Source organism: Streptomyces sp. NPDC107521 (genome assembly GCF_055598485.1).
The window spans coordinates 151,133-167,627 of sequence record NZ_JBVKAT010000009.1 but is presented as its reverse complement, the minus strand read 5'-3'; the positions used below and the strand labels follow the sequence as shown (position 1 = coordinate 167,627).

14 protein-coding genes and 1 pseudogene are annotated in these 16,495 nt (G+C 76.1%); 12 read left to right on the top strand and 3 right to left on the bottom strand.

Translation table 11 applies throughout. From position 1 onward, the window contains the following. Positions 1–148 precede the first annotated feature (148 nt). The 6 genes from ACZ7LB_RS16295 (at position 149) to ACZ7LB_RS16270 (ending at position 5,087) form a co-directional block, all read left to right on the top strand. Positions 149–961: an IclR family transcriptional regulator gene (locus tag ACZ7LB_RS16295; protein WP_471468727.1), complete on the top strand. Its 813-nt coding sequence runs from the start codon at positions 149–151 to the stop codon at positions 959–961. A gap of 326 nt (positions 962–1,287) precedes the next feature. Next, the gene (locus ACZ7LB_RS16290; protein WP_471468725.1) at positions 1,288–2,355 is read left to right on the top strand and encodes a Rieske 2Fe-2S domain-containing protein; all 1,068 of its coding nucleotides are present in this window, start codon (positions 1,288–1,290) and stop codon (positions 2,353–2,355) included. Beyond that, positions 2,352–2,627 (top strand): hypothetical protein, encoded by a 276-nt coding sequence (locus ACZ7LB_RS16285; RefSeq protein ID WP_471468723.1) that lies wholly within the window; start codon positions 2,352–2,354, stop codon positions 2,625–2,627. The genes ACZ7LB_RS16290 and ACZ7LB_RS16285 overlap by 4 nt, the downstream gene beginning before the upstream one ends. After that, positions 2,624–3,583: a PDR/VanB family oxidoreductase gene (locus ACZ7LB_RS16280; RefSeq protein ID WP_471468722.1), complete on the top strand. Its 960-nt coding sequence runs from the start codon at positions 2,624–2,626 to the stop codon at positions 3,581–3,583. The genes ACZ7LB_RS16285 and ACZ7LB_RS16280 overlap by 4 nt, the downstream gene beginning before the upstream one ends. 707 nt (positions 3,584–4,290) lie before the next feature. After that, positions 4,291–4,710, top strand: coding sequence for an aspartate 1-decarboxylase (panD, locus tag ACZ7LB_RS16275; protein WP_265292378.1), 420 nt, complete (start codon positions 4,291–4,293; stop codon positions 4,708–4,710). Positions 4,711–4,742: 32 nt separating this feature from the next. Then, positions 4,743–5,087 carry a GNAT family N-acetyltransferase gene (locus tag ACZ7LB_RS16270; protein WP_471468720.1) on the top strand — a complete coding sequence of 115 codons (345 nt, stop codon included), beginning with the start codon at positions 4,743–4,745 and terminating at the stop codon, positions 5,085–5,087. Between the two features lie 1,019 nt (positions 5,088–6,106). Here ACZ7LB_RS16270 and gndA read toward each other — a convergent pair. Further along, a complete protein-coding gene (gene gndA / locus ACZ7LB_RS16265) occupies positions 6,107–7,546 on the bottom strand; it encodes an NADP-dependent phosphogluconate dehydrogenase (RefSeq protein ID WP_471468718.1) in 1,440 nt (479 codons plus the stop codon). Between the two features lie 296 nt (positions 7,547–7,842). On the opposite strand from gndA, the gene ACZ7LB_RS16260 reads away from it, so the two are divergent. Next, positions 7,843–9,048, top strand: a complete 1,206-nt coding sequence (locus ACZ7LB_RS16260; protein WP_471468717.1) for a transglycosylase family protein — start codon at positions 7,843–7,845, stop codon at positions 9,046–9,048. Here ACZ7LB_RS16260 and ACZ7LB_RS16255 read toward each other — a convergent pair. Next, positions 9,038–10,354, bottom strand: coding sequence for a DMT family transporter (locus ACZ7LB_RS16255; RefSeq protein ID WP_471468715.1), 1,317 nt, complete (start codon positions 10,352–10,354; stop codon positions 9,038–9,040). The two genes, ACZ7LB_RS16260 and ACZ7LB_RS16255, sit on opposite strands and share 11 nt — an antisense overlap. Before the next feature lie 239 nt (positions 10,355–10,593). Between ACZ7LB_RS16255 and ACZ7LB_RS16250 the strand changes: the two genes are divergently transcribed. The 3 genes from ACZ7LB_RS16250 (at position 10,594) to ACZ7LB_RS16240 (ending at position 14,744) form a co-directional block, all read left to right on the top strand. After that, positions 10,594–11,397: a (2Fe-2S)-binding protein gene (locus tag ACZ7LB_RS16250; protein WP_471468713.1), complete on the top strand. Its 804-nt coding sequence runs from the start codon at positions 10,594–10,596 to the stop codon at positions 11,395–11,397. A gap of 382 nt (positions 11,398–11,779) precedes the next feature. Further along, positions 11,780–13,138 carry a wax ester/triacylglycerol synthase family O-acyltransferase gene (locus tag ACZ7LB_RS16245; RefSeq protein WP_471468712.1) on the top strand — a complete coding sequence of 453 codons (1,359 nt, stop codon included), beginning with the start codon at positions 11,780–11,782 and terminating at the stop codon, positions 13,136–13,138. Positions 13,139–13,241: 103 nt separating this feature from the next. Further along, a complete protein-coding gene (locus tag ACZ7LB_RS16240) occupies positions 13,242–14,744 on the top strand; it encodes an SDR family NAD(P)-dependent oxidoreductase (RefSeq protein WP_471468711.1) in 1,503 nt (500 codons plus the stop codon). A 98-nt stretch (positions 14,745–14,842) separates the two neighbouring features. Here the strand turns inward: ACZ7LB_RS16240 and ACZ7LB_RS16235 are convergent, their stop codons facing one another. After that, positions 14,843–15,292: a hypothetical protein gene (locus ACZ7LB_RS16235; RefSeq protein WP_471468710.1), complete on the bottom strand. Its 450-nt coding sequence runs from the start codon at positions 15,290–15,292 to the stop codon at positions 14,843–14,845. A 476-nt stretch (positions 15,293–15,768) separates the two neighbouring features. Here ACZ7LB_RS16235 and ACZ7LB_RS16230 point away from each other — a divergent pair, with 476 nt between their 5' ends. Further along, positions 15,769–15,945, top strand: a complete 177-nt coding sequence (locus ACZ7LB_RS16230) for a hypothetical protein (RefSeq protein WP_202551848.1) — start codon at positions 15,769–15,771, stop codon at positions 15,943–15,945. A 60-nt stretch (positions 15,946–16,005) separates the two neighbouring features. Then, positions 16,006–16,493, top strand: a pseudogene (locus ACZ7LB_RS16225) (GNAT family N-acetyltransferase). Positions 16,494–16,495: the final 2 nt, after the last annotated feature.

The following is a 16,495-nucleotide window of genomic DNA, read 5'->3' as shown; positions in this document are numbered from 1 at the left end:
GCCGGCGCACGCACGGCCGCGCGGCCCTGTCCGCGCACGGCGGGGCGGGCGTCCGGGCGGGACGGCGGCCGGCCCCGGCGCCCGATGGCCGGGCGGGCGCCGCCCCCGGCGGCGTCCCGTCGGTAACCCTGGCCCCCGGGAGCCGTTGATGCCGGGCAAGAACGCCGCGACCGGGGGCCGCGACAGCCGCTCCCTCAGCGTCCGCACGCTCGACGTGCTCGGGGCCTTCGGCGCCTTCCGGCCGAGGCTCACCCTCTCGGAGCTGTCGCGGGCGAGTGGTCTCTCGCTCACGACCACTCACCGCATCGTCACCGACCTCGTCGGGTGGGGCGCGCTGGAGGAGGCCGACGGCGGCTACCGGATCGGGCTCCGGCTCTGGGAGGCGGCGTGCGCGGCGCCCCGCGGGCCGGCCCTGCGGGAGACCGCGCTGCCCGCGATGGAGGACCTCTACGAGGCGACCCACGAGAACGTGCAACTGGCGGTGCGCGAGGGGCTCGACGTCGTCTACGTGGAGCGCATCACCGGCCGTGGCGCGGTCCCGGTCCTCACCAGGGTCGGCGGGCGCTTCGCCCTTCCGGCCACCGGCGTCGGACTGGTGCTGCTGGCGCACGCGCCCCCGGAGGTCCAGGAGCGCGTGCTGGCCGAGCCGTCCCGGCGCTGGACGCCGTACACCGTGACCGACCCGCGGGTGCTGCGGAGGATGCTCGCCGAGGCGCGGCGTACCGGGACGGCGCTCAGCGACCGCCAGGTGACGGAGGACGCGTTCTCCGTCGCCTGCCCCGTGCACGGCGCCGACGGTGAGGTGGTGGCGGCGCTCTCCGTCGTGGTCCGCCACGGCGGTCCCCTGACCCCGACCGCCCTGACCCCCGCGGTGCGGGCGGCGGGCCGCAGCATCTCCCGGGCCCTGGGCCGGGAACCGGCCCGGACGGCTCGTGGCCCGTGGATGCCGGGCGGAGGCTGAGTCCGGGGCCCGGGCCGTCGCGGCCCGGAACCCGACCGCGGGACGAGGAGGCCCGTGGCCGACGGCGGCCCGGTCCCGGAGACCACTGTCCGGGACGGGCGGGCCGGGGCCGGCGCGCGGGCGGTACGGCGCGGTCACCCGTGAGCGGCCGGGGCTTCCGTCGGGGATCCGGCCGGACACCGGACGGCTTCCTTCCGCACATCGGAAGTCGTCTGGTCCGCCGAGGACGGCGTCCGCCATGGTGGGGCGACCCGGTCGCCGAAGGCCCCGGATCCGGTGTGCGGCCGGACACCGGACGCGCAGGCGAGAGACATGAGGAGACACCCATGCCCAGTTGGCCCCTGAACCAGTGGTACATCGCCGCGTACAGCGAGGAGGTCGGTGACGGCCTGCTGGGCCGCACGATCTGCGGGGAGCCGCTCGTCTTCTACCGGACCGCCGCGGGGGAGGCCGTCGCGCTGGCCGACCGGTGCGTGCACCGCCGGTACCCGCTGTCGCTCAGCCGGCTGAAGGACGACAGGATCATCTGCGGCTACCACGGCTTCACCTACGACAAGTCCGGCACCTGCGTCGCCGCGCCCGCCCAGAAGCGCATCCCGCGGACGGCCCGCGTTCCCGCCTGGACGGTCCGTGAGCTGGACTCGCTGGTGTGGGTCTGGATCGGCGACCAGGAACTGGCCGACGAGACGCGCATCCCGCGCGCGCCCTGGCTGGACTCGCCCGACTACACGGTGGTCCGCGGGATGGAACCGCTCAGGGCCCGCTACGGCCTGCTGGTCGACAACCTGCTGGACCTCTCCCACGAGACCTATCTGCACGGTGGCCACATCGGCACACCGGAGGTCGCCGAGACGCCGATCACGACCGAGGTCGACGAGGACGCCGACATCGTCCACGTGAGCCGCCACATGGACGACGCCGAGTGCCCGCCGTTCTACTCCGGGGCCACGGGCATCGAGGGCCGGATCACGCGCTGGCAGGACGTCGAGTACCACGCCCCGTGCCTCTACCTGCTGCACAGCCGCGTCGCACCGGTCGGGGTCCTGCCGCCCGAGGAGGGCCCCGACGACCGGGCCTTCCACGTCGAGGTGACGTACGGCATCACGCCCTCGACGGAGCACGAGACGCTGGACTTCTGGATGGTCGCGCGTGACTTCGCGCTCGACGACGAGAACGTCACCGAGTTCCTCGCGACCAGCAACCACACGGTGGTCATGCAGGACGTCGTCGCCCTCGACCTGCTCGAGAAGGTCGTCGAGGGCGAGAGGGAGAACTACCAGGAGCTGTCGGTCAACATCGACACCGGTGCCCTGGCCGCCCGCCGGATCCTCGCCAAACTGGTCGCCCGGGGCGAGGGGAAGACGGCCGGGACGGGGGCGGTGACCGCACCGTGAGCGGCCCGGACCGGAACGCTCCTGGCGCCCCCGTCCGCGCGGACCTGCCGCCGCCGACCAGGATGCTCAAGGGCCGCAACGTCCTCCGGGTGGTGTGGCGGCCGAACACCGACGTGCTCGTCGGCCACTGCTGGTGCGGTGCCGAACACGAGGACGTCGACCCGATCACCCTGTGGGAGTGGCTGCTGGCGCATCCCGGCGGCCACGGCGGCGACCGGGCGGAAGCCGCCGCCCCCGCCCCCGCTCCCGTGCCCGAGCGGGCGGACGCGTGAACACGGAGACGGAGCTGGAACTGGTCGTGGCCGCGGCGACGGAGGCCGCCGAGGGCGTCCGGCTGCTGGAGCTGCGCAGATCCGACGGGGCCGAGCTGCCCGCCTGGTCGCCCGGGGCCCATGTCGACCTGCTGCTCGCCGACGGGCTGGTGCGGCAGTACTCGCTGTGCGGCGATCCCGCCGACGGCGGCCGCTGGCGGATCGCCGTGCTGCGTGAGCCGCGGGGCCGCGGCGGGTCGGCGTACGTCCACGACAGGCTCGGCGCGGGCGCCCCGGTCAGGGCACGCGGTCCACGCAACCACTTCGAGCTGGAGGCGGCGGAGGCACACGTGTTCGTGGCGGGCGGCATCGGGATCACCCCGATCCTCCCGATGCTCGCCGCGGCCGACGCCGCGGGCGCCGAGTGGCGGCTCCACTACGGGGGCCGCACCCGGGGCTCGATGGCCTTCGTGGACGAGCTGGTGGAGCGCTACGGCGACCGCGTCGTCGTCCGCCCCCAGGACGAGACCGGACTCCTCGACCTGGAGGAGATCGTCGAGGGCCGTCCGGCCGGTGCGCCGGTCCACTGCTGCGGACCGGCACCGCTCCTGGACGCCCTGGAGGCACTGTGCGCGTCCCTGCCGTCCGGAACGCTGCGGACCGAGCGCTTCGCGCCGCTCGACGCCGGCCCGGACACCGCCTCCGAGGCGTTCGAGGTCGAGCTGGCCGAGTCCGGGCGGGTGCTGCGGGTGCCGTCCGGGACGTCGGTCCTCGAAGCGATGGAGACGGCGGGCGTCGAGGTCCTCTCCTCCTGCCGGGAGGGAACCTGCGGCACCTGCGAGACGGGCGTCCTGTCGGGCACGGTCGACCACCGCGACGTCCTGCTGACGCGCGAGGAGCGGGAGGCCGGCGACGTGATGTTCGTCTGCGTCTCACGGGCCGCGCCCGGTTGTCCGAGGCTGGTCCTCGACCGCTGAGCGCGCCCCCGCGGGGAACGGGTCGTCCGCGGCAGCCGCCACGGACGGCTTCTCAGGACCCGTCGCGGGGCCGGGGTGGGAGCGTCGCGAGGCGGGGGGCGTCCGCGTACCGGGTGTATGCGGACGCCCCGACAGCCGACGGCCGCCACCGCTCCTGCCGGCGCGGGTGATCGGTTGCATGACAAGTCATTCCTCCCCCTCGTGGAGGCCCGCCGTCATCCTCTCCCCGGCGGCGGGCGCGGGGGACAGCCGAGCCGCGGGTGGCGGGAGCGGTCAACGGAGGCGACGGAAGTGGCCAGAAAGGACATCAACGGCCTTATCTCACACAGGAATTGCCCCTCAGGAGAAGCGGGTCCACCGCTGTGGCCGAAGGGTCGCGCCGACACGGGGAGCCGAGGTGGGCAGCCGGCCGGGACCGACTCGCGAGGGGCCCGCTCCCCGCCGTCCGGACCGTCCGCGTGACGGTGATCACGGACGTCCTTCCGGGGGTGCTGCGTAGGCTTGGACCGTCGTCCCGGCGGGGTCCGCGAGAGTGGGGGAGGCCCCCTCCGCCGCCCGGCGGGGCGTCGGGGAAGTCACCACGTGGTCAGCACGAGTCCTGGAGGAACCGAGGACGGCCGCCCGGACAGGCCAGTCGTTGTACAGTGTGAAAAGAGCCCTTGACCTGCAAGAACGCAGGCAGGGAGCCTACCCGTTGGAGTGCACCGATGCTGCGTACCATGTTCAAGTCCAAGATCCACCGCGCCACCGTCACCCAGGCCGACCTGCACTACGTGGGATCGGTCACCATCGACGCCGACCTGCTCGACGCGGCCGATCTGCTCCCCGGCGAGCTGGTGCACATCGTGGACATCACCAACGGCGCCCGTCTGGAGACGTACGTCATCGAGGGTGAGCGCGGGTCCGGGGTCATCGGGATCAACGGCGCCGCCGCCCATCTCGTGCACCCCGGCGACCTGGTGATCCTCATCAGCTACGCCCAGGTCACCGACGCCGAGGCGCGGGAGCTGCGGCCCCGGATCGTGCACGTCGACGCCGGCAACCGTATCGTCGCCCTCGGGGCCGATCCGTCCGCGCCGGTGCCCGGATCGGACCAGGAGCGCAGCCCCCACGCCGTGTCCGCCTGACGCACGGCACCGCAGCGAGGAGGAGCGAGACCATGAGCGACATCGAGATCCGCGACGACCGGGCCGCCGGACGCCTGGAGGCGCTGGAGGGCGGCCAGGTGGTCGGCCGGGTCGAGTACTTCGTCCTCGATTCCCCCGCCGGCGCCCTCGTCCCCGTGCACACGATCGTCGAGCCCGCCCACGAGGGCCGGGGGATCGCGGGCTCGCTGGCCCGCGAGCTGTACGCCACGGCCCGCCGCGAGGGGACCGTCGTCGCCCCGCTCTGTCCCTACGTCGTGAAGTGGGCCGAACGCCACCCGGACGAGGCGCCCACACCCGATCCGGACCTCCTGCGCGCGGCCAAGGACTGGCTCAAGGCCCACCCGGACCGCTTCTGACCCGGCTCCGGCCGGACCTTCTGCGACCCGGCACCGGCAGGTCCCCCGCGGACCGGCCGCGGCACGCCGCGCGATCGGCGTCGTCCCGCCCCGCCCACGGCCCGGCGGCTTCCGCGCGGGCGCACGCGGGCCCCGCACACCTGCCCGCGCCCGCGCACGCCCGGGCGGAAGGAAGCGGAGGACACCGGGTTGGACCCCGCGTGCCCGCTCTTCCCGCCCGGCTCCGCGCGACGGCGTACGCCCCCTGCGCCGACCGGGTCCGGGGCGTTCACCCGGGGGCGTGAGTGGTGTGCCGGGGGCCGGGTAGGCGGGGGACAGGTCCAGAGCCCGAGTCGACCGACAGGCCGGAGGACAGCGCCATGACCGACCCCTACCCCGCCCCCGTACCGCCGGGCCCCACACCGGGACCCGCCCCCGGCCCGGAGCCGGAGCCCCGACCGGCCCCGGGCCCGCCTCCCGAGCCGCCGGGGCCCGTGCCCCCGCAGCCCCCGGGACCGGGGCCGGGTCCGGGGCCCACGCCGCCGCCGGGTCCGCAGCCTCCGCCCCCGGGTCCGCCGGAGCCCTCGCCGTCCCCGATCCCGCCGGGACCCGAACCCGTGCCGAACCCCGAGCCGGGCCCGCCGCTCACCCGGACCGCGCGGCGGTGATCCGGGCCCTGCCAGGACGCAGGGCCCGGGACACGGGACACGAGCTCCTCGACCCGGTGTCCCCGGGCTCCGGCACCCGGCCGGGAGCCCCGGCGCACCGGCCCCAAGCTCCGGCCGCGGGCTCCGGCGCCCCGCCCGGCTCCCCGGCACCGCGGCGAATCCCCGGCACCGCGGCGAATCCCCGGCACCGCGGCGAACCGGCGCCCGCGGACCCCGAGGCCCCGTCCCGCGGCCCGGGAGAAGGCCCCGCCCGGCAGCGACACCGGGCACCGGCCCGCGGCCCCACGGCCCGCCCCGGGCCGGGCGCTCACGGCCCCCGAGGGACCAGCCGGAGGCCCCGCCCCGGAACCCGGAGCGGGGCCCTCGTCACCCCTACGCGGAGACCTCCGACCGGTCCCCGCCCCACAGCGTGTGGAACGAGCCCTCCCGGTCCGTCCGCCGGTAGGTGTGCGCGCCGAAGTAGTCCCGCTGCCCCTGCGTCAGCGCCGCCGGGAGCCGCTCGGCCCGCAGGGCGTCGTAGTACGCGAGGGCCGCCGCGAAGCCCGGCGTCGGCACGCCCTGCCGGGTCGCCGCGACCAGCACCTCGCGCCAGTCGTCCTGCGCGTCCGCGATCTCCCGCGCGAACGTCCCGTCCGACAGCAGGCTGGGCAGGTCGGGGCGGGCGTCGTAGGCGGCGCGGATGCGGTCCAGGAACGCCGCCCGGATGATGCAGCCGCCGCGCCAGATCGCGGAGACCGCGCCCAGGTCGATGTCCCAGCCGTACTCCTCGCTGCCCGCGGCGATCTCGTGGAAGCCCTGGGTGTACGAGACGATCTTCGACGCGTACAGCGCCTGCTCGACCCGGTCGGCGAAGGCCGCGGCCTCCTCCTCGCCCAGCGGCGCGGCCGACGGCCCCGCGAGGCCCCGCGAGGCCTCCCGCAGCGCCGCGTGCCCGGACAGGGACCGGGCGAACACCGCCTCGGCGATGCCGGACACCGGGACCCCCAGGTCCAGCGCGATCTGCACCGTCCAGCGGCCGGTGCCCTTCTGCTCCGCCTGGTCCACCACCACGTCCACGAACGGCCTGCCGGTCGCCGCGTCGACGTGGGACAGCACCTCCGCGGTGATCTCGATCAGGTACGAGTCCAGCCGGCCGGTGTTCCAGGTGCGGAAGATCTCCGCGATCCGGGCGGGGGAGTACCCGGCCACGTCCCGCAGGAGCTGGTACGCCTCGCCGATGAGCTGCATGTCGGCGTACTCGATGCCGTTGTGGACCATCTTCACGAAGTGACCGGCGCCGTCCGGACCGACGTGCGTCACACAGGGCGCCCCGTCCTCCGCCTTGGCCGAGATCCGCTCCAGCATCGGGCCGAGCGAGCCGTACGACTCGGTGGAGCCGCCGGGCATGATGCTCGGGCCGTTCAGCGCGCCCTCCTCGCCGCCCGAGATGCCGGTGCCGACGAAGTGGATGCCCTGCTCGCGCAGCGCCTGCTCGCGGCGCCGGGTGTCCGCGAAGTGGGCGTTGCCGCCGTCGATGATCATGTCGCCCGGCTCCAGCAGCGGGGCGAACTCCTCGATCACCGCGTCCGTGGGACCACCGGCCTTCACCATGATCACCAGGCGTCGGGGGCGCTCCAGCGCCGCCACGAAGTCCTTCGCGGTCTCCGCGGCGATGAACCCGCCCTCGTCGCCGAACTCCTCCACCAGCGCGTGCGTGCGCGCCACGGTGCGGTTGTGCACCGCCACCGTGTAGCCGTTGCGGGCGAAATTGCGGGCGAGGTTGCGGCCCATGACCGCGAGCCCGGTGACGCCGATCTGCGCTGTAGTGCTCATGGGATGTACTCCTAATGGCCTTGTCGTACGTGGCGCCGACGACGGCCGTGCCACGGGCCGGCCGCCGGTACGGCTGCCCGGCCATCCTCACGTGTTGTGGCGGCACCCGCACCCCGCGTCTCACGTGCCGGTACGGCATCCGGGTCCGCGCGCCCCGCCGGGGGACCGTCCCATTCGGCCAACGTGCGGCGATTCCGCGCCACTTCCCCGGACCAACCGGCCGATTGCCGTCTTGTCCGTGCCTGTTCGCAGCGCTTACTTTTGCGACTCCTGACGCATTGTCGAAGGGGTTCGTCATGGCCGTACGCGGCCGGCACCGCCGGTACCAGCCGAACAGGATCAACCGTGCCTCGCTGACCGTCACCGCGAGCGGCGCGGGCATCGCGCTGCCGTTCATCGGCGCCGGAGCCGCCCAGGCGGCCGACGTGGCCACCTGGGAGAAGGTGGCCGCCTGCGAGTCCACCGGCAACTGGGACATCAACACCGGCAACGGCTACTTCGGCGGGCTGCAGTTCACCCAGTCCACCTGGGAGGCGTACGGCGGCGGCGCCTACGCCCCGCGCGCGGACCTGGCCACCCGGGACCAGCAGATCGCCGTCGCCGAGAAGGTCCTCGACGGCCAGGGCCCCGGCGCCTGGCCGACCTGCTCCACCCGGGCCGGGCTGACCCGGGGCGGCCCCGCCCCGGCCGCCGCCCCCGCCCGCGCCGCCGAGTCGGTCCGGCCCGCCGAGGCCGGGCGCTCCGCGAAACCCCTGGCCGCCCCGGCGGGCCGGCGCTCCGCGCCGGACGTCCAGCCGCAGACCACACCGCAGTCCCGGGCCGGCACCGCCAGGATGTACACCGTCGTCACCGGCGACACCCTGTCCGGCATCGCGGACGACGCGAAGGTCCGGGGCGGCTGGCACCGGCTCTACCAGGCCAACCGGGCGACGATCGGATCGGACCCCGACCTGATAGTGCCGGGACAGCGGCTGGCGCTGCGCGGCCAGGGGGCGCCCGCCCCCTCCCGGCCCGCCGCGAAGGCGCCCGGGAAGGCCGCCGCGCCCCAGCCCAGGGCGGCCCGCCCGGCCGCGCCCGGGAAGCAGGCACCGGCGCACCGCGGCCTGGTCCGGCCCGTCGACGCCCCGACCGGCACGCCGTACCACCGCACGGGCGGCTCCTGGTCGAAGGGCTACCACACGGGCATCGACTTCCCCGTGCCCACCGGCACCTCCGTGAAGTCCATCGGGGCGGGGCAGGTGGTCAGCGCGGGCTGGGGCGGTTCCTTCGGCTACGAGGTGGTGGTCCGCCACGCCGACGGCCGCTACTCCCAGTACGCCCATCTCTCCGCGATCTCCGTCCGCGGCGGCCAGTCGGTCGGCGCCGGCCAGCGGATCGGCCGTTCGGGGACCACGGGCAACAGCACGGGCCCGCATCTGCACTTCGAGGTGCGGACGGGGCCCGGTTTCGGTTCCGACGTCGACCCGGTGGCCTATCTCCGGGCGGGCGGGGTCACGCTCTGATCCGCACCCGGTGCCGGTCGAGGCCCCGCAGCGGCACCCGGGGCCCGCCGGTGAGCGGGCCGAAGGGGATGTCCCCGGGACCGGCCGCCCAGCCACCCGTGTCGGTCTCCCCGGCCCCGCCCCAGCCGCCCTCGGGCACCGGCCCGGGGCCGGTGCCGGTGGCGCGCGCCTGAGCGGGGTGCGACAGCACCACCCGCGCGGCGGCCGGTGCCGGGGAGGGGAGGAAGACCTTCGGCGCCGACGGCTCCCCGGGAGCTCCCGCGAGGAGCACCGCGCCCGCCGGGGGGACCGGTGAGGCCGCCGGGGAGAGCGGACCGGCGGGGACCGCCGCCCGCCTTCCGGCCGCCGGGACGACCGGTGCCCACCGGGCCGCCGGACCGGCAGGCACCGTGCGCGGAGCCGGCGACACCGTCGTGACCGCCGCGTCCGGCCCCGGGCCGCCGTCCTCGTCCCGGGGCTCCGCGCCCTCCGTCGTCTCCCGCGCGATCCGCTCCGTGGTCAGCAGGATCAGCCCGCCCGCCGCGACCACACCGCAGCTCAGGGCCAGCGCGGTGCCCGTCGAGCCGTAGCGGAAGGTCTCCCCGAACATCGTCAGGCCGACCACCGCGGCCACCACCGGGTTGACGACCGTCAGCGTGGCCAGCGGCGCGGCCAGGCCCGCGCCCCGGTAGGACGCCTGCGACAGCAGCATCCCGGCCGTGGCCAGCACCCCGATGACGGCCAGGCTCGCGAGCCCGGCCACCGGCGCACCGCCGGTCCAGTCCACGGCCACGGTCTTGGTGAACACCGACGCCATGCCGAAGGCGATACCGGCCGCCGTCGCGAGCAGGATGCTGCGCACCGCGGGGTGCCGGTGCGCGGCGCGGGCCGCGGCCATCAGCGCCACGAGCGCCCCGGCCGTGACGACGGCCGCAGCCAGCCGCTGGGCCGTGTCCAGGGACCGCGCGTCCGACGCGGCGACCAGCGCCAGCAGGCCCGCCAGGCCCACCGTCGCCATGATCGCGCCCCGCCAGGCGGTCGCCCCCGCCCTGCGGCCCACGAACAGCGCCGCCATGGGCAGCGCGAAGACGATGGTCAGCGCCCCCGAGGGCTGCACCAGGCTCAGCGGACCGTAGGCGAGCGCCACCACGTGCAGCAGGGCCCCGAGACCGTTCAGCCCCACCGCGGCCCACCAGCCCGGACGGCGCAGCGGCGCGTACTGGGCGGAGGGGGAGGAGACCGCCACGCGCTCCTGCACGATCGCCCCGCCCGCGTACGCCACCGCGGACACGAGCGAGAGCAGAACGGACAGCGCGAGGGCGCTCATCGGCAGTTCCTCTGCGGGAGGCGGGACCCGAGGGCCCCGCGTGGCGAAGGGGCGTCTTCCATGCACAACACGATGCCGTGCCAGGAGCTTCCCGTCGTCGTCCCTGAGCACTCATTGCGTCCTACTACCGATGGAGTACACCGGGCCCCCGGTCCTCCCCAGGGTGGGCCCCGTCCCCCGGGCCCGGCCCCGTCGCCCCCGACTCCCGACACCCCTGGGGGTGTTGATAGGACTGGCGGGTGGACCTCGACCCCGGCCTCGACGCCCTCCGGCCGTTCGGCGGCTACTTCGCCCTGCGGACCGCGACGCCCCCGTCCGTACTGCCCGCCCTCGCGCGGGCCTGGTCGCCGGTGTCCGCCGGGGAGCCCGCGGAGCCGCCCTCCCCGCAGCGGGACCCGCTGGGCTTCCGGGTCCGCAGGGTCGCCGCCCTGCTGCGCGCCCCCGAGATCCGGGTCGCCGCCTCCGTCGCGCACCAGGGGCTCGCGGCCCGGCTCTGGTCGGTGGCGCTGGGCTGCGCCGCCCTCTACGGCGCCGTCCCCGATCCGCGCTCCCCGCTGCTGCGCTGGGACCCCGGCGCCGCCGCCCCCGACGACCTGTGGCTGACCGGGGTCGAGCCCCTGCCCGGGGACGCGGCCACCCTGGCGGGGACCGTGCTGGACGCCCAGCTCGTGCCGCTGACGGCCGCCGTGCACGCCCGCTACCGGGTCGCCACCGGACTCCTGCGGGGCAACGTCGCCTCCGCCCTGGCCGGCGCCGCCCGGGAGTTCGGCCGGCTGGCCCGCGCCCAGGGGCGTCCGGACGCGGCGGAACGCGCCCGGACGCTGACCGCCGCCCTGTTCGCGCACCCCCTGCTGACGGGCACCGGCGTCCTCACCGCGCTCCCGGCCCGTCCCGGCACCCCGCCGGACACCGTCTTCCGGCGGCTGAGCTGCTGCCTGTACTACCGGGTCCCCGGCGGCGGAGTCTGCGGCGACTGCTGCTTCCCCCGCGCGCCCCGGAGCGCCCGGCCCCCGGGCCCCGCGGGGGACCTCCCCGCCGGGTGAGCCGACGGACGACGGACACGGGCACGGGCACGGACACCGGCATGGACGCGGGCACGGGCGCGGGCGCGGCGGACGCGGAAGAGGGGCGCGGGAGCGGTCAAGGGCGTGGACGCGTGCGCCGGGGAGGTGCCGGGGAAGGGGTGGGCGCGGCCCGGGCCCGGCCCCGCCACGGTCGGCCCGCAGCCGTACGGGTGAACGCTCCGCCCCCGGCCGGGGCCCGCGGGGCGCGGGACCGCGGTACCCGCGCAGGTCCCGGCGCCCCGCCCCGCTCCCGGGCACAGGACTTCTCCTTGTCGTTAACTGTGCGTAACGTGATCGTACTTGACCGTAATCGGCGGAGGGCGATTGACTGCTGCTCCACCCACGTCCCCGCGAGGCACCCGTGACGTCCCATCCGCTCGCCCCCCTCGACCTGGCGTTCTGGAGCATCGAGTCCGCCGAGCACCCCATGCACCTGGGAGCGCTGGGCGTCTTCCCCGCCGACTCGCCCACCGCCGGTGCCCACGCCGCCGACCTGCTCGCGGCCCGCGCGCCCGCGGTGCCGGGGCTGCGGATGCGCATCCGCGACCGCTGGCGCCCCCCGCTCGCCCCCGGCCGGCCCCTCTCCCTCGGCTCCCTCGCCTCCCTGGGCGGCGCCGCCCGCGAGCCCGACCCCGACTTCGACCCCCTCGACCACGTCCGGCTGCACCCGCCGGCCGCCGACTTCCAGACCGCCGCCGGGCGGCTGATGGAACGCCCTCTCGACCGCGACCGGCCGCCCTGGGAGGCTCATGTGCTGCCGGCCGCCGACGGCGCGTCGTTCGCCGTGCTGTTCAAGTTCCACCACGCCCTGGCCGACGGGCTGCGCGCGCTCACCCTGGCCGCCGGGATCCTCGACCCCGTGGACCTGCCCGAGCCGCGCCCCCGCCCCGAGCCGCCCCGGCGCGGCCCGCTCCCCGCGGTGCGGGACCTGCCCGGCCTGCTGCGCGGCGCCCTCTCCGACGCCGGACGCGCCCTGGACATCGGTGCCGCCGCGGCCCTGTCCACCCTCGACGTCCGCTCCTCGCCCGCCCTCGCCGCGGGGGCCTCCGGCACCCGCCGCACCGCCGGGGTCTCCCTCGACCTCGACGACGTGCACCGCGTCCGCAAGACCGTCGGCGGCACCGTCAACGACGTCCTTATCGCCGTCGTCGCCGGGGCCCTGCGCCGCTGGCTGGACGAGCGCGGCGACGGCAGCGAGGGCGTGGCCCCCCGCGCCCTGATCCCCGTCTCCCGGCGCCGCCCGCGCACCGCCCACCCGCAGGGCAACCGGCTCTCCGGCTATCTGATACGGCTCCCGGTCGGCGATCCCGACCCGCTCTCCCGGCTCGGCACCGTCCGCGCCGCCATGGACCGCAACAAGGACGCCGGACCCGCCCGGGGCGCCGGGGCCGTCGCCCTGCTCGCGGACCACGTCCCCGCGCTCGGCCACCGCCTCGGCGGCCCCCTGGTCGGCCAGGTGGCCCGGCTCTGGTTCGACATCCTGGTCACCAGCGTGCCGCTGCCGAGCCTCGGCCTGCGGCTCGGCGGCCACCCGCTCACCGAGGTGTACCCGTACGCCCCGCTGGCCCGGGGCCACGCCCTCGCGGTGGCCGTCTCCACCTACCGGGGCCGGGTCCACTACGGGCTGGTCGCGGACGCCGGGGCGGTCCCGGACCTCGACCTGCTCGCCCGCGCCCTGACCGAGGAGGCCGAGACCTTGCTCACTGCCTGCGGTTCCTGACCCCCGCGGGTTTGGCTCCGTGGGCCGGCGCCGCCTAAAATCCCCCGTTCGACAGCGGACGCGTCTCGAAGCGCCGCGACGGTGACCAGGGACGGCAGCGGCGATGACGGTGACACAGGACGGTGCGGCGACCACGGACGAGGTGCCCGCGGCCGAGTACGGCCCCGGCATCGACCCCGAACGGCTCGCCGTCTGCCTGAGCGTGCTGGAGGAACTTGACGGGCTGGAGGTCGACCACCCCGACGCCATCCGCGTCCGCCGGGCCACCTCGCACATCTACCGCACGGTCAAGCAGCGCCGCCGCCAGGAGCGCCGGGCCGCCAAGACCGCCCACGACAAGGCCGTCACCGAGGCCACCGCCACCGGCTCCGCCCAGCGCATCGACGACGAGACCGAGGGCCTCCTGCCCTCCTCCCGCACCGAGGAGGGCACGGTCGCCGGCATACTCCAGCGCCCGCGCTCCTGCTACATCTGCAAGCAGCGCTACGTCGAGGTCGACTACTTCTACCACCAGCTCTGCCCGGAGTGCGCCGCCGAGAACCGGACCCGGCGCGACGCCCGCGCCGACCTCGGCGGCAAGCGCGCCCTGCTCACCGGCGGCCGGGCCAAGATCGGCATGTACATCGCGCTCCGGCTGCTGCGCGACGGCGCCCACACCACCGTCACCACCCGCTTCCCCAAGGACGCCATCCGCCGCTTCACGGCCATGGACGACTCGGGGGAGTGGCTGCACCGCCTGGAGGTCGTCGGCATCGACCTGCGCGACCCGGGGCAGACCGTGGCGCTCGCCGACCGGATCGCCGGGCAGGGCCCGCTCGACATCCTGATCAACAACGCCACCCAGACCGTACGCCGCCTGCCCAGCGCCTACGCCGCCCTCGTCGACGGCGAGGGCGCGCCGCTGCCGGCCGGGGAACTGCCGGGCCACCACGTCATCGGCGCCTTCAACTCCGGCGCGGTGGACGGGCTGACCGCGCTGCCCGTCGGCACCTCCGGGCTCGACGCGCAGAAGGTCGCCGACCTCGCCCTGGTGGCGGGCAACGCCAGCGTGGTCCGGCACCGCGAGGGCACCGCCATCGACGCGGGCGGACTGGTGCCGGACGTGGTCGACACCAATACCTGGGTGCAGACCATCGAGCAGATCTCCCCGGTGGAACTGCTGGAGACCCAGCTCTGCAACTACACGTCGCCGTTCATCCTGATCAGCAAGTTGCGCCCGGCGATGGCCGAGGCCGCGCGCCGGTCGGCCGCGGGACGCGCCTACGTCGTCAACGTCTCCGCCATGGAGGGCGTGTTCGCCCGCGGCTACAAGGGCGCGGGCCACCCCAACACCAACGCGGCCAAGGCCGCCATGAACATGGTGACGCGGACCAGCGCCCAGGAGATGTTCGACGCCGACCGCATCCTGATGACCTCCGTCGACACCGGCTGGATCACCGACGAGCGCCCGCACTACGACAAGCTGCGGCTGGCCGAGGAGGGCTTCCATGCCCCGCTCGACCTGATCGACGGCGCCGCCCGCGTCTACGACCCGATCGTGCGCGGCGAGGCGGGCGAGGACCTGTTCGGCGTCTTCATGAAGGACTACGCCCCCGGCAAGTGGTGAGCCCCGCCGCACCGCGGCACCCCGGTGCGGCGCCCGGCGGGCGGTGACCCCGCCCGCTGCCGCGCCGGCCGGGGCGCGGCGGCACCGCCGGCGCCGGGTCAGTCCGCCGCCCCCAGCCGGGCGCTGCGCGCGGCCACCAGTTCCAGCACCGTCCGCCAGTCCTCCAGGACCCCGGCGTCGAACACCGCCGTCCGGGCCTCCTCGTCCGCCTGCCCGAGGCGGTCGACGTCGTCGTCGGGCATCCCGTCCGCACCCGCGTGGCGGCGCAGCAGCCGCCCCACCCGGCGCCCCAGCAGCGGCTCCACCGCCCCGGCGGTGCGGCCGCCCGGATCGCCCGGCCACAGCGCGCGGCCCACCGGGCAGACCAGTCCGGCCACCTGAAGCTCCTTGTCGGCCGGGCGCCGCCGGCGCAGCAGCGCGGCGGTCCGCAGCGCGTGCCCGTGGGCGTCGCCCGCCCCGCCGGGTCCGGTGCCCCCGCCGGTGCCGGGACGCACGCCCCGGCAGGCGTACAGCAGGTCCATCAGCTCCTCGACGCTGCGCAGTTCCACGCCTCGGTCCTCCCGCCAGACAGCCGGTCCGTACCGGCAGCGCACCATGCCCGGTTGGCGCCCCGACCAACGGCGGCTGAACGGGACGCCCCGCGCTCCTCCGTTCCGGCGAACCCGTCCCCCTTCCCTACGCCGATCGGGTGAGCCGGGTGGACGGGCGAAAGTGATGAAAGCGTGCGCAACGTCCCGACCGGGTGCGGTGCCCCGGTGAAGGAATCGCCCGGATTTCGAGCCCCATAGAGCGCGGCCCCGCTCATTTGGTTAATCTGAGCCGGACGGGCGGCGATCCGGGATTCCACCCATTCCGCACCCACGGTCCGTCAGGGACGGGCGGGCCGACCGCGGCCCGGTCCCGCCCGAGTACCGGCGCCACCGCGTCCGAACTGCAGGCGACCAGAACCCCGCGCGGGCGTCGGTGACCGGACAGCGGCCCGGCCGCCGGGCCCGCGGGTGACCCGACACATAAGGAGTGCGCGGTGACACCGGAGACGATGACCGACCCGGATCTGACCCCCGAGGAGTACGGCGGGCGCAGGCGCCGCCGCCCCGGGGAGATCGGCAGCCTCGACGTGTGGGCCCGCTCCGCGCCCATCCGCCTCGCCGGGTACGAGGAGGACCTCGCGGAGCCCCACATCCTGCCCAGCGTGGACTGACCCGCCGAGCGCGGGCCGGTCGCTCCGGGCCCCGGCGGCGGGCGTACCGGACTCGCGCCCATGCCGATCGGGGAAGCGACCCCCGGCGACTGGCCGCGGATCCGGCCCGTCTGGCACCGCGTCGTCGCCGCGGGGGACACCCGCACCTGGGACCCGGACACCTCCGAGGAGGAGGTCGGGTCCCCGTGGTCGGGGCCCGCCGAGCGCGTCCGCGTCACCGACGACGACGGCGCGGTCGTCGCGTCCGCGTACCTGCCCCCCTACTACGGGGGTCCGGCCGCCGGGATCGCCAACGCCGGGTTCATGGCCGACCCCGGCCGCACCGGGCGGGGCACCGGGCGGGCCCTCGCGGAGCACGTCCTGGCCGAGGCCGCCGCACAGGGCTACCGGGCCATGTGTTCAACGCCGTCGTCGGGACCAGCCCCGCCGTGCGGCGCCGGACCTCCCTGGGGTTCGGGGTCCTCGGCACTGTGCCGGACGCCTTCGCCCCCCCCGGCACGGCCGGGCCGGGCCGGGCCGGGCCGCTCATCCTGTACCGCGCCCCGTAGCG

Bases quoted from the DNA above. Each gene is read 5' to 3' on its own strand.
- ACZ7LB_RS16295 (WP_471468727.1), top strand. From the start codon at position 149: ATGCCGGGCAAGAACGCCGCGACCGGGGGCCGCGACAGCCGCTCCCTC.
- ACZ7LB_RS16290 (WP_471468725.1), top strand. From the start codon at position 1,288: ATGCCCAGTTGGCCCCTGAACCAGTGGTACATCGCCGCGTACAGCGAG.
- panD (WP_265292378.1), top strand. From the start codon at position 4,291: ATGCTGCGTACCATGTTCAAGTCCAAGATCCACCGCGCCACCGTCACC.
- ACZ7LB_RS16270 (WP_471468720.1), top strand. From the start codon at position 4,743: ATGAGCGACATCGAGATCCGCGACGACCGGGCCGCCGGACGCCTGGAG.
- gndA (WP_471468718.1), bottom strand. From the start codon at position 7,546: ATGAGCACTACAGCGCAGATCGGCGTCACCGGGCTCGCGGTCATGGGC.
- ACZ7LB_RS16260 (WP_471468717.1), top strand. From the start codon at position 7,843: ATGGCCGTACGCGGCCGGCACCGCCGGTACCAGCCGAACAGGATCAAC.
- ACZ7LB_RS16255 (WP_471468715.1), bottom strand. From the start codon at position 10,354: ATGAGCGCCCTCGCGCTGTCCGTTCTGCTCTCGCTCGTGTCCGCGGTG.
- ACZ7LB_RS16240 (WP_471468711.1), top strand. From the start codon at position 13,242: ATGACGGTGACACAGGACGGTGCGGCGACCACGGACGAGGTGCCCGCG.